Annotated in this window: 7 protein-coding genes; 4 read left to right on the top strand and 3 right to left on the bottom strand. The window is 38.8% G+C overall.

Annotated features, from left to right (window positions below; all coding sequences use genetic code 11):
* Positions 1-2 precede the first annotated feature (2 nt).
* Positions 3-2564, top strand: coding sequence for a type I DNA topoisomerase (gene topA, locus OQZ33_RS19585; protein ID WP_265801028.1), 2562 nt, complete (start codon positions 3-5; stop codon positions 2562-2564).
* 175 nt (positions 2565-2739) lie between these two features.
* On the top strand, positions 2740-3144 hold the full coding sequence (locus tag OQZ33_RS19580) for a hypothetical protein (RefSeq protein WP_265801027.1): 405 nt from the start codon (positions 2740-2742) through the stop codon (positions 3142-3144).
* A gap of 103 nt (positions 3145-3247) precedes the next feature.
* Here the strand turns inward: OQZ33_RS19580 and OQZ33_RS19575 are convergent, their stop codons facing one another.
* Positions 3248-3634, bottom strand: a complete 387-nt coding sequence (locus OQZ33_RS19575; protein ID WP_265801025.1) for a nuclear transport factor 2 family protein — start codon at positions 3632-3634, stop codon at positions 3248-3250.
* A 345-nt stretch (positions 3635-3979) separates the two neighbouring features.
* On the opposite strand from OQZ33_RS19575, the gene OQZ33_RS19570 reads away from it, so the two are divergent.
* Entirely contained in the window at positions 3980-9571 is a 5592-nt protein-coding gene (locus OQZ33_RS19570) for an alpha-2-macroglobulin family protein (RefSeq protein ID WP_265801024.1), read from the top strand.
* 237 nt (positions 9572-9808) lie between these two features.
* Positions 9809-12181 (top strand): penicillin-binding protein 1C, encoded by a 2373-nt coding sequence (gene pbpC, locus OQZ33_RS19565; protein WP_265801023.1) that lies wholly within the window; start codon positions 9809-9811, stop codon positions 12179-12181.
* Positions 12182-12429: 248 nt separating this feature from the next.
* Here pbpC and OQZ33_RS19560 read toward each other — a convergent pair whose 3' ends face one another.
* Entirely contained in the window at positions 12430-13122 is a 693-nt protein-coding gene (locus OQZ33_RS19560; RefSeq protein ID WP_265801022.1) for a lysoplasmalogenase, read from the bottom strand.
* The gene (locus tag OQZ33_RS19555; RefSeq protein WP_265801020.1) at positions 13112-14329 is read right to left on the bottom strand and encodes a sterol desaturase family protein; all 1218 of its coding nucleotides are present in this window, start codon (positions 14327-14329) and stop codon (positions 13112-13114) included. The genes OQZ33_RS19560 and OQZ33_RS19555 overlap by 11 nt, the downstream gene beginning before the upstream one ends.
* Between the last annotated feature and the right edge of the window lie 79 nt (positions 14330-14408).

Raw genomic sequence — 14408 nt, 5'->3', positions numbered from 1 at the left:
TCATGGCTAAAAACTTATTAATCGTCGAGTCTCCCGCAAAAGCTAAAACTATAGAAGGCTACCTAGGCAAAGATTTCCTTGTGAAATCGAGCTATGGCCATATTCGGGATTTAGCTAAAGGCGATATGGCGATTGATATTGCAAACGATTTTGCCCAGACCTATGAAGTGCCAGCCGATAAAAAGGCATTGGTAGCCGAATTAAAGAAACTTGCCAAAGATGCCGAAATGGTATGGCTAGCATCCGATGAGGACCGTGAAGGGGAAGCCATTTCCTGGCACTTGTTTGAAACTTTAGGACTGAAAGTAGAAAAAACAAAACGTATCGTTTTCCATGAAATAACAAAACCTGCAATCTTAAAAGCGATAGACAGCCCACGAAGCATTGATTATAATTTAGTTAATGCCCAACAGGCTCGTCGTGTTTTAGATAGATTAGTAGGTTTCGAACTTTCTCCTGTATTGTGGAAAAAGGTTAAACCTTCTCTTTCAGCAGGTCGTGTGCAATCTGTAGCAGTTCGTTTAATTGTTGATAGAGAAAGAGAAGTTCAAAACTTCAAGGCTGCTGCTGCATATAAAATCACTGCTCAATTTTCTACAGGTAAAGGAAAAGAGGTTGTTAAGGCCGAATTGCCACAACGATTCGAGAGTGAAGCCGATGCAGAAAAATTCCTTCAAGATTGTGCTTCTGCTAAGTTTGACATCACTAGTTTAGAAACCAAGCCGGCAAAACGTAATCCCGCTGCGCCGTTTACCACCTCTACCCTACAGCAGGAAGCATCCCGTAAATTGGGTTTCCCGGTTGCAAGGACGATGCAGGTTGCGCAACGCTTATACGAGGCTGGAAAGATTACTTACATGAGAACAGATTCTGTAAACCTATCAGAAACTGCTTTAAACGCTGCTGCCGCTGAAATTAAATCGGCATATGGCGACAAATACCACCAACAAAGAGTTTACAGAACAAAATCGGCAGGTGCACAGGAAGCTCACGAAGCCATCCGCCCCACCTATTTCGATCGACATACTGTTGATGGCGATATTTCTGAAAAACGTTTGTACGATTTAATCTGGAAACGCTCCATCGCATCGCAAATGAGCGAAGCGTTATTCGAAAAAACAACTGCCCAAATTACGGCATCTACCAGAAAAGAGCATTTAGTTGCAGAGGGAGAAGTTTTGAAGTTTGATGGTTTCTTAAAAGTTTATTTAGAATCTACGGATGATGAAGAAGGCGAAGAAAAAGAAGGCGGTTCAATTTTACCTCCCTTAGCCAAAGGGCAAGAATTATTTTTAAAAGAAATGCAGGCAACGGAACGTTATTCTCGTCCGCCGGCAAGATATACGGAGGCCAGTTTAGTTAAGAAGCTGGAAGAACTGGGCATCGGCCGTCCTTCTACTTATGCACCAACCATTTCGACGGTTCAAAATCGTGGTTATGTGGTTAAAGAAGATAGAGATGGTAAACAGCGTAAATTTACAGCCATTATTTTGGCTGATGGAAAAGTAACCAAGGATACGAAATCAGAAATTACGGGTGCTGAAAAACAGAAGCTCTTCCCTACTGATATTGGCGAAGTAGTAAATGATTTTTTAGTTGAACATTTCAAAGGAATTGTAGATTTCAACTTCACAGCTAAGGTGGAGAAAGAGTTTGACGAGATTGCCCAAGGTTTGCAAGAGTGGACCAAAATGCTACACTCATTCTATAATCCGTTTCACTCAGAAGTTGAAACGACTTTAGAAACTGCAGAACGTGCCACAGGCGAACGCTTATTAGGGCTGGATCCCGCAACAGGTAAAAATGTTTACACAAAGGTTGGTAAGTTTGGCCCGCTGGTTCAAATTGGCGAGCTTGATGAAGAAGAGAAACCACGTTATGCTAGTTTAATGCGTAGCCAATCAGTAGCTACTATAACATTAGATGAAGCACTGGAATTGTTTAAATTACCAATGCAATTACCTGATTTTGAAGGCAAAGAGGTAATGATTGGTGTTGGCCGTTTCGGACCTTACGTTAAATGGGGCGAGGCTTTTATTTCGCTACCTAAAAATGAAGAGCCTCTTTCTGTTACTTATGATAGAGCTGTTCAAATTATACAAGAGAAAATGGATGCCGATGCACCTATCGCCTACTATGAGGGTTTAGGTGTAACTAAAGGCAAGGGTCGTTTTGGTCCTTTCATCAAATGGAACGACTTATTTATTAATATTCCAGCTAAAGGTTACGATTTTGATAATCTAACGCAGGCTGATATCGAGACATTAATTGGCAAAAAAGTCGAAAAAGAGGCTAACCGCTATATCAAAACCTGGGATGCTGAAAAAATTTCAATCGAAAATGGCCGTTGGGGACCCTTCATCCGTTTTGGCAAATTGATGCTGAAATTGCGAAACAACGAAGCTACTAAACAAAAATATACAGCTGAAGAATTAGCTGATGTAGATTTGGAAGTAATTAAAAAAATGATTGTTGAACAGGTACCTAAAGCTTTCGAGGTGAAGAAAAAAGCACCTGCTAAGAAGAAAGCTCCGGCAAAAAAGACTGTAGCAAGTAAGAAGTAAACCTCGAATAAAGAGTAAGGAACAAGGATTAAGGATAAATACCTTAAAATATATAGTCCTTGTTCTTTTATCAAGAAAAAATAATTTAGAACAAAAAAAAACAAGGACTTAAGATTAGAAGTAAAACCCTAAAAGTCTCTAGTCTTTGTTCCTTGTTCTTTTATCCTTAATCTCAATGAAAGCCGATTTACCAGAAAATTCAGTTGAAGATATTGCAATGGCTGTTGTATTAATGAGTGAAACTCCAGAAGTAAAAAACTGGACTGTTTATCTTGTTAACTTAAAAAACGAGCCAATTACAAATGTTTTAATCAGCTCAAAAGGTTATGGTGAAAAAGATGGCAAGCAAGTAAAAACCTCTATTTTAAGGCATTTCATTGGCGATATGAAAGCTCAGGATTTCAAGGGCGTTGAAGCCATTGATCCAGAAGTTTTCGGGTTAACGAATGAATATTGGTTAAGCTATTATGTCGGTTCAACCATTTTCGATAAAAAATTTATTTTTCTGCCTGAAAGTATTATCGATTCTAATCTGATTAAAATTCCGCTGGTTAACAGACCTGGAGTGATGATCAAATGAGTCGTGAGTGCTGAGTCAGAAGTCAAACCTTAGCTGCAGAAAAACCGATTGATTACTATCTGAACCCAAAACGCAAGACTCCGGACTAGAGACTTTAGACCAACTAAGGTACCTTAACCGCTTGTCTACCAAGTAACTTCCACCCTGCTTTTTCCTTACTCCAAACCAGCAGGATATTTAATTTCACATTTCCAGGAACATTTTTATCGTTGGTTTTCGCATTTAGCGTGTGGCGCACTAAAGCTGTTTTATTCTGAATGGTAACCGTTTGATCGGTTAAATTAATATCGATAAAGTCAGATGATCCAGACAACAGCGATTGCATAAACTGTTGTTTGGTTTCTATTTTCCCGCTGGAGTGGCCATAACTTAAATTATTCGAAATCAACTTATCTAACGCTAAACTATCAGGAGTAATCATCAGTTCCGTTAGCTTATTTACTGCATTCTCCACTTCATTTTTTTGCGCAAAAGAAAAATTTACTATCATAATGAGAGCGGAAAAAATGAAAAGTTTCTTAAACATATCTGGTTTCTTTAGGTGATTTGTAAACTTATCTAAATCCAACGAAAAGTACAAATAGAAAACGCTAAAGGAAGTTCAAATGTGTAAAAGCGTCAAGCAAATCAATACAAATAATAGTTCGAAGCTGGCAAAAAATAAAGCAGTTTCTACAAATATACATCTGGAAAAAATTGATAATTAAAAAAGAATAGCTTTATGGATATACAAATTTTAAATAGCTAAATCCCAACAAGACCCTAATTTTCAACAAAATTCAGTTTAACGGGAATTTTAGTTTATTTTGAATCACATCTAATCAGCATTCAGAAAATGGAACAGCCCTCTACCTATCAATCATCCTCTAAAAAGAAATTTATTTTTATAGGATTACTGGTGATTTCAATTGCCGCAATTCTCTTTATTTATTTCGGTCGCAAGAAAAAAACAAATGAAGAGAACCAGGCTTATGCAAAATACATTGAGGCTTATACCTCAGGTACCATCTCAAAAAAGAGTTTTATTCGGGTACATTTAGCCAATGCTGCTAGTGGAATGCAAGATTTAGGCAAGGCTGATTCAAGAGATTTATTCGATTTTTCGCCATCCATCTCTGGAAAAACCTATTGGATAGATCCGCAAACTGTGGAATTCCGTCCAGATGAACCTATGAAACCAGGCAAAGAATATGAAGCGACTTTTAAACTCTCTGAAGTTTCTGCCACCGAAAAAGGTTTGGAAGATTTCGATTTTGAGTTTAAGGTAATTACACCTGGCGTGATGCTCTCGCAAAATGGTTTGGTTTCTCAAAATAATACTTCTATGGATTATATGAAGTTAACCGGAGAAGTAGCAACTGCAGATGCCGAAGAAACTTCAAAGATTGAAAAAATCATTGAGCTGGATTTTGACCAAAAATTAAAAGTAAAATGGCAGCATGACCCTGCGAAGAACATTTCGAAATTCACTATCGATAGTATTAAGAAAAAGGCATCCGATCAAACTTTGAAAATTGAATGGGACGGAGATGCCATTGATGCTGACCAAAAAGGTGAAAAAGAAATCAGAATTCCTTCTTTAAACAAGTTCGAAATTTTGGATATGAAAGCCATCCAAGGTGAAGAAGATTACGCTTTGGTGCAATTTTCGGAGCCGATTGGTGTGGGGCAAGATTTAACCGGATTGATTTCACTTGGTAACCTGAGTAATTTGCGTTATACCATAGATGCCAGCCAGGTTAAAGTTTACGCCGCTGAAGAGCTGAAAGGCGATTATACTCTCAACGTGAACAATGGCGTAGAAAATATTAATGGCAAAACGTTAACAGGTGGAAAAACGGCAAATCTGGTTTTCGAGGATAAAATTCCTTCGGTAACTATAGCCGGTGGAGGAACAATCTTACCAAATTCAGGCAAATTGGTTTTACCTTTTGAGGCCATCAATTTAAAAGCTGTAGATGTAACAGTAATCAAAATATACGAAAATAACATCCCTCAATTTTTCCAAACCAATAGTTACAAAGATGGTAATGAACTCCGACGGGTAGCTAAGCCAATCCTACAAAAAACAGTTCGTTTAGATGAGGATAAATCTTTAAATCTTCATAAGAAAAATCGTTTCACCTTAGATTTGGATAAGATGATTCGTACTGAACCTGGCGCTATGTATCGGGTTACCATTGCTTTTCGCCGAGAATATAATGCCTATAACTGTAAAGCCGGTGAAGAAACGGCAGGCGATGGAGACGGCGAAGAAGAATATGGAGATGGCGATAGTTACGGGGAGAAAATTGACGAAGATGACGATTTTTGGATGCGTTATAACAATTATTACCCACAAAACTATCGTTGGGCTGATAAGGATAATCCATGTACTTCATCATTTTATACCACCCAACGTTGGGCCAGCAGAAATTTAATTGCATCGAACATTGGTTTGGTTGCCAAACGTGGAAATGACAATAGCATGCTCATTGTAGCCACTGATTTATTAACGGCAAAGCCATTAAGCGGTGTCGATCTGGAATTAATGGATTATCAAAAGCAAATTATTTTTACCACCAAAACAGATGGAGATGGTTTTGCCAGATTCGATTTGAAACGACAACCATTTCTTTTAATTGCAAAAAATGGCTCGGAACGTGGCTATTTAAAATTAGATGACGGAAGTTCATTGCCATTGAGTCGCTTTGATGTGGGTGGTGACGTAGTTCAAAGTGGTTTGAAAGGATTTATTTATGGAGAACGCGGCGTTTGGCGTCCGGGCGATAGTTTATTTGTGTCATTTATATTAGAAGACAAGCAGAAAAAATTACCTGCCAACTATCCAGTTACCATGGAGTTCTATAACCCGAAAGGGCAGTTGTATAAACGGTTGATTAACGGCAAACCGTTAAATGGATTTTACAGCTTCAAAACTGCAACCGAAAATACCGCTCCTACCGGAAACTGGATGGCTAAAGTAAAAGCCGGTGGCGCCACATTTACGAAAACGCTTAAGATTGAAACGGTAATGCCAAATCGTTTAAAAATTGATTTTAATGTAGGCAACAGAACTTATTTAAGTTCTGGTACATCTGCCGCTACCTTAACGGCTAAATGGCTTTTTGGTTCTCCGGCGCAAAATTTAAAAGCTAAGGTTGATGTTAACTTAAATACTACCGAGACCAAGTTCAAAGGTTTTGAAGGCTTCAGTTTTGATAACCCTACCATTAATTTCGAATCTCAGGTAAAAACTATTTTCGAGGGTTCTTTAAATGGAGCTGGAAGTGCCCAAATCAACACCAATTTAAATGAGAACAATACTGCTCCGGGGGTTTTAAGAGCCAACTTTACTACAAAAGTTTTCGAGCCAGGTGGTAATTTCAGTATTGATAACTTCAGCATTCCTTACCATGTTTATAAGAGCTATCTTGGTGTCCGTCCGGAAAAAGGCGATAAGCTAAGCGGTATGCTGGTAACTGGAAAAGACCATAAAATTGAAATCGTAAATGTAAATACTGATGGAAAATTATTGGCTGGAAGTAAAACTGTTCAAATAGAATTGTATAAAACGCAATGGCGTTGGTGGTGGGAACAAGATAACCAATACACCTATTCAAATTTTACTCAAAATCAATACAATAAGTTGGTCGAAACGCACGAGGTGAATTTATCAAACGGAAAAGGCAGTTGGAATTTACGGATCGATGAACCCGAATGGGGTCGTTATTTGATTCTAGTTCGGGATGAAAATGGTGGTCACGTAACCGGAAAATCAGTTTATGTAGATTGGCCGGGATGGGCACAGCGTGAACAAAGTGCAAATCCGACAGAGGCATCGATGTTATCGTTTACAGCTAACAAAGAAAAATTTACCGTTGGGGAAGACATTATTTTAACTATCCCAACTGCAAAAGATGGTAGAGCACTAATTTCTATCGAGAATGGAAGTCGCGTTTTAAAAACCTTTTGGATTGATACCAAAGCCGGCCAAACGCAATATAAATTTAAGGCAGAAAAAGAAATGGCGCCAAACGTTTTTGCGAACATTACTTTGTTACAGCCTCATGCGCAAACGATTAACGATCTACCAATAAGAATGTACGGTGCAATACCTATTTCTGTTGAAGACCCGCAAACAATTTTGAAACCAACAATCAAAATGTTGGATAAAATTAAGCCTGAAACCGAAAATACCATCACCGTTGGTGAACAAAACGGTAAAGCCATGACTTATACCATTGCTTTGGTTGATGAAGGCCTATTGGATTTAACACGTTTTAAAACTCCAGACCCACATGGTGCATTTTATGCCCGAGAAGGTTTAGGTGTTAAAACATGGGATTTATTTGATTATGTGTTAGGTGCTTGGGGCGGAAATCTGGAACGCATACTAAGTATTGGTGGCGATGGAAGCATTAATAAAAATCTAAACCCTGCAAAGGCAAATCGATTTAAAGCGGTGGTGAAATTTATGGGCCCGTATACGATTGGTAAAGGCGAAAGCAAAACGCATAAATTCAAATTACCACAATACATTGGTGCAGTAAGAGCGATGGTAGTTGCCGGACAAGATGCCGCCTATGGTTTTGCAGAAAAATCTGTTCAGGTTAAAAAGCCTTTAATGGTTTTAGCTACCCTACCGCGGGTTATTGGTCCGGGTGAAACGTTTACGTTACCGGTTACTGTTTTTGCAACAGAAAACAACTTGAAAAACGTTTCTGTCCAACTTCAAGCGAGTAACTTAATCGTTCAAGGAACTAATAAACAACAACTCTACTATCAAAAAACTGGTGAACAAATGGCTTATTTTGAAGTTAAAGCACCAGATAAGGTGGGCATCGCAAAAGTGAAAGTGACCGCTCAAAGTGGCAACGAAAAAACAGACTACGATGTAGAGATGGACATCAGAAATCCTAATCCTTACATCACCAATGTGGTTTCAGCTACCGTTCAACCGCATACCAAATGGGCCGTAAACTATCAACCTATCGGGATGGCAGGTACCAACTCGGGTTCACTGGAGGTTTCTTCAATTCCAGCCATTAATTTAGGCAAGCGATTGGGTTACTTAATCCAATATCCTCACGGATGTATTGAGCAAACTACTTCGGGTATTTTCCCTCAATTGTATCTGGATAGATTAAGTCCTTTAAATGAACAGCAAAAAGCCAAAACAGAGAAAAACATCAAGGCTGGAATTACCCGATTGAAAGGTTTCCAAACCACTGATGGAGGCTTATCTTACTGGCCTGGCGAAGGCAGTTCTGATGAATGGGGAACTAACTATGCTGGTCATTTCTTAGTGGAAGCGCAAAATGCTGGCTATACATTACCGGTTGGTTTACTGGATGAACTTTTACGTTATCAAAAAACGAAAGCTGCAAATTGGGCTCCTAACAGTAATAATTTTTATGGTGGAGATTTATCTCAGGCATATCGTTTATACATGCTTGCGCTGGCAAAAAAACCAGAAATGGCTGCAATGAACCGTTTGAAAGCATTCGAATATCTATCAGTGGCAGCAAAATGGCGATTAGCAGCGGCGTATAAATTGGCCGGACAAAGCAATGTTGCCTCAAATATGATTAGTGGTTTAGACATTTCAATTCAGCCTTACAAACAGCTCGGAGGCACCTATGGTTCTGACGTTCGCGATCAGGCAATGATTTTGGAGACACTTACATTGCTTGGCCAAAAAACAAAAGCGGCCAGTTTACTGCAACCATTGGCTGCCAAACTGGGTGAAAATACCTGGTACAGCACGCAAACAACTGCCTATAGTTTATTGGCTATTGGTAAGTTCTGCGGTTCTAATCAGTCATCAAATAAACTACAATATCAATACGTGTTAGATGGAAAATCAGCGCCTGTCAATTCAAATCAATATCTGAATAGCACTCCAGTTAGCTTCAAAGGCAGTACCGCTTCAATCACCAATAATGGCAACAACGTATTGTTTGTTCGTTTAGTTTTAGAAGGACAACCTGTTGCAGGTCAGAACAACTTTTTACCAAACAGACCTGAAGTTTTGGACATGAACGTAAGCTACAAACGTTTAAACGGAACAACTTTAGATCCGACAACGTTAAAACAGGGAACCGATTTTTATGCTGAAGTAACCGTAAAAAATCCAGGAAGAATGGGCTATTACGAACAAATGGCATTAACCCAAATCTTCCCTTCTGGTTGGGAAATTATTAATACCCGTGTTAATGATAACCAAAGTATCCTGGCTTCATCTCCGTTTACTTATCAAGATATTCGTGACGATCGGGTTTTCACCTACTTCAATATCAGAGAAAACGAAAGCCTGGTGTACAAAGTATTGCTTAACGCGTCATATGTTGGAAAATATTATCTATCGGCAGTTCAATGTGAGGCGATGTATAACAACGATATTTCAGCAACACAAGCTGGAAAATGGGTACAGGTGGTGAAATAGTGGTTTCTTTAAGAAAATCACGCCATAATGGAGATAAAAAACCACCCCCTAACCCTCCTTGAAAATAAGGAGGGGAATTAGACACTGCGGGTTGAAAATTTTACAATAATTTTTAAGTTGGTGGGTTTAATCCCAAAACCAATAATAAATGCAGAAAATTACCCTTATCTCTTACAATTCCCCTCCTATTTTAGGAGGGGTTAGGGGTGGTAAAGCAAATCGATTCTTACAAAACCAATGAACAAAATCCCAAAAGCATTTTTAATTGCCGATATCGCTTGTTTCGTCATGCTTTTGGTTTTTCTTTTTTCTTTACCTTCAAGACTCTTCAAATCTCCCACCTCTTTTGTTATTGAAGCCAACAATGGGAATTTGCTGAGTGCTGCTATTGCAAGCGATGGTCAGTGGCGTTTCCCCGTGGCTGATTCAGTTGCGGTAAAATTTAAAACCTGCATTATTGCTTTTGAAGATAAACGGTTTTACGATCATTTTGGCCTTGATTTTTTAGCGATGGGCCGAGCTATGCGACAAAACTTCAAAGCCAAAAGTGTAGTGAGCGGAGGCAGTACGCTAACCATGCAGGTAATTCGATTGTCGCGACAGCAAGACCGAACCATTTGGCAAAAGTTGTTAGAAGTGATTTTGGCTTTACGCTTAGAATTAAAGTATTCAAAGGAAGAGATTATCAATCTTTATGCGGCCAATGCACCCTTTGGCAGTAATGTTGTCGGGTTGGAAGCCGCAAGCTGGCGCTATTATGGCCGTGACGCTAAGACACTTTCCTGGGGTGAAATGGCCACTTTGGCTGTTCTTCCAAATAGTCCGTCACTGGTTCATCCAGGGAAAAATTCTGCCCGTTTAATAAAAAAACGAAACGATTTGCTTGATAAATTAGCTAGGCTGAAATACATAGACCAAGCTACTGCGAACCTATCTAAACTCGAACCTGTTCCTGGCAAACCGCTCCCCTTACCTCAAAACGCACCCCATTTACTTAACCGATTTAAAGCAGAAAGAGCAAGTCTTGAGATAAGTTCTACCAAAATTAGATCGACACTGAACGAAGATATTCAACTGGAAATCAATTCAATTTTAAAGCGATACAATAACCGATATAGAGCAAACGACATTAACAATATTTCTGCGTTGGTGCTGGATGCAAAAACCGGGCATGTGGTTAGTTATGTTGGAAATATCTACCAACCTGAAAATGCGGATCTGGAGAGTCATGTAGACATGATTAAAGCACCACGCAGTCCGGGCAGTACATTGAAGCCACTCCTTTATGCAAGCATGCTTAATGACGGATTTATCTTGCCCCACACTTTGGTTCCTGATATCCCAACGCAGATTGCCGGATATTCTCCACAAAATTATGATTTAGGATACGATGGTGCAATCTCAGCTGATAAAGCATTGAGCCGTTCCCTGAATATTCCAGCGGTAAAAATGTTGCAGCAATATAAGTATGAACGTTTTTATGATAAGTTAAAAAAACTCGGAATCAGTACTTTAAATCAACCTGCCGACCATTACGGTTTATCGCTAATTTTAGGCGGCAGCGAAGTGACCATGTGGGATTTAGCCAATACGTACATGGGCATGGTTCGTACTTTGAACCACTTCAACACTTATAAAGGTTTGTATAATCCAAACGATTATAATCAAGCTACTTATTTTGCTTCCGAAACAAAGGATGAAAAAGATTATCAACGCAACTCATTTTTAGACCATGGTGCGATTTGGGCCACTTTTAGTGCCATGGAAGAAGTAATGCGCCCTGGTGATGAAGGGTTATGGGAGCAATTTTCATCCTCTCAAAGAGTGGCGTGGAAAACGGGAACGAGTTTTGGCTTTCGTGATGCCTGGGCGGTTGGCCTGACACCGAATTATGTGGTCTGCGTATGGGTGGGCAATGCCGATGGTGAGGGTCGCCCGGGGTTGGTTGGTATTGAGGCAGCTGCACCAGTTTTATTTGATATTTTTAGGTTGCTGCCTAACGGAAAATGGTTTGAAACCCCAACTACAAAACTTCGAAAAACTAAAGTTTGCAAACAGAGCGGTTACAAGGCAGGAGAAAATTGCCCTGATGTTGTGAATGAATGGATCCCAACTTCTGGCGAGAAAACAGCAGCCTGCCCTTTTCACAAGCTGGTTCATCTGGATAGAACTGGAACTTACCGGGTAACCGACCAGTGCGAAAGCGTAACCAATATGCAACACAAAAGCTGGTTTATTTTACCGCCGGCGATGGAATATTATTATAAAATTAAAAATAGCGATTACCAAAGCTTACCTGCATTTATGATTGGCTGTGAGAACAACGGCGGTAATAATGTAATGGAATTGATTTATCCTAAAAACGGTGCAGTTGTTTATATCCCTTTAGAACTCAATGGAACCAGAGGTAAAATCGTATTAAATGCCGCACATCGGAGTCAAAATTCCAAGATTTATTGGCATATCGATAATGAATACGTAGCCACTACCAGCAATTACCATCAATTGGCTATTAGTCCGGCACCAGGGAAACATATCTTAACTTTAGTTGATGAAAATGGAGAAAGATTAGTACAGGTTTTTACTGTCTTGGATAAGGAGAAAAAGTAGAGAGAGTTTAAAGATCAAAATTCAGAAATTAAACCACAGATTTTCATAGATAAGCACGGATTTACAGCTATTTTTTGCCGTTTTACTATTCATTGCCGTCGACGTTTGCTTGTTGGCTATGAAGAGGTATTTTTTTTGCGATTTCTTGAGTTTAATAAACCCGATAGAATGAATTCGGGAGAAAGGATAGCGGGACTGCTGTAACCGATAATTGCAGAACACTGCTTTCCAAAAACTAAAAGCATTTCTTAAATTTCCGTCTTCGTAACCACTAACTTCCTTTCTACTGTTCCGTAGACAATTAAATATTGAGCAATCATATAAGTTGCCATAATCAAAACGCCTGCCTGTGGAATGGGCAGTGCGAATTTATTCACGGCCAGCGCACTATCTGACAACAGGAAAAACAAGGCTCCGTAAAGAATTAATTTGTAGCTAAAAATATTTACTTTACCGTACCGGTTTACTGCCATTATCGCCATGAAGGTGATAATAATGGCGTAAAATAAAACGGCAAATTGCATGGCGCCAATGAAGGGTTGTAGGTAGAAAAACAAGCCAACACAAAAAATTATTAAAGCACCTACAACCCATAAAAAAAATCCATTTTTTAGGCTAGGGTTTGATTTATGATCTAGAATGAATGCCCTGATATAAAAAATGTGGCAAAGTAAAAAAGCGATTAATCCGTATATAAAAAAACCAGATCGACCTGTTTGCAGCATTAAAAATATATCGCCTGCGAGGGCAAAAATTAAACCTGTAAAAATACGTTTATGAAACCTGCCTTTAAGATTTGTGCTTAAGTAAAGCCATGCCAGAAGAGTAATAACAATTAGCGGTTTGGAGAAGTTGAGCAATTGGATATTGCCGACTGTTTCTGCATAAAGCTGAATAATAAATACAATTGCAAAAATAAAAGAGAATAGCTTAGTTTTCATCAGTATTAGGGTTTGCCTGTTGCAAATTGAAGAACCAAATTACGGATATTAACTGTATGCCTGCAAATATTACTTGATAGCCTATTGGAAATTTCAAAACTACCACCAAGAGAAAACCGAGTGCTAATCTAAAATATTCAAATTTTACTAACCATTGCTTCTGCTCTAACAAAGCGCCACATGTTGTTAATGTACAAAGTGTGAAAACAGCACCTAAAACGAGTGATATCGTATCTAATTTGGTATAAGAAAACAATATTACTGATCCAGCAGTCAAGGCTATTAGGAATTGTACTAAAACATATCCCATAAGCTTTGACTGAAATTCGGGATTATACTTTTTGTAGCTTGTTGCATCTATTTCAGGTGCATTTTGAAAACCTCCCAAATGATCAGGAAACCATCCTGGAGGCTTGATAAAAACTTTGATCTTATCGCTTATTTTTGGTGATTGTCGAGCTGTTTTAACTAAATCATCCCAATAATGGAGGTTTGCCCAAAAGGGATTCCAGCTGGCCAAAGGCTTAGTGATCCCATAATAAACTTCTTCTTCTTCCTTTTGAAACGTGCCAAAAAGACGATCCCAAATAATGAGCGTACCTGCATGATTTTTATCGATGTATTTTGGGTTGGAGCCATGATGAACACGATGATGGGACGGCGTGTTTAAGATACATTCTAGAAAGCCCATTGATTTGATGGCTCTTGTATGAATCCAGAATTGGTACAATGTATTGAACGAGCTGAATGTTAAAAACATAATTGGGTCGAAACCTGCAAAGGCTAAAGGCAAATAAAAAACCCAGCTAAACCAACCTTGAAACCAGCTTTGTCTAAGCGCTACCGTCAAGTTATATTCTTCTGATTGATGGTGAACAATGTGTGCCGCCCAAAGTGCATTTACCTGATGGCTCATCCGATGAAACCAGTAATAGAAAAAATCAACACCTATGAAAAGTATAATCCAAATCCAAATGGTTTTCGGCAGGTCAAACAAGCGCCAATTTTCAAAAATATATTTATAACCAAAGAACAAGGCTGTTTTCATGAAAATACCTGTAAGCTGCTGCCCTATCCCCTGACTTAAGTTCGAGATGCTATCGTTTAACCTGTAAAAATTCAACTTTTTATAAAAGTTATAAGCAAGCTCTATCCCAATCAGAATAAAAAATACAGGCACAGATAAAGCGATGTAATCTACTTTCATGAGTAAAATATTTGGTTAGAATATTTTTACAATTTAAAAAATATTTGCGATTAGTTAAATTATATCGATCAGAATATCA

This window comes from Pedobacter sp. MC2016-05, from assembly GCF_026239735.1.
Classification (GTDB): Bacteria; Bacteroidota; Bacteroidia; order Sphingobacteriales; family Sphingobacteriaceae; genus Pedobacter.
The sequence above is the reverse complement of the archived record's forward strand: the minus strand, read 5'-3'. Positions and strand labels throughout refer to the sequence as shown.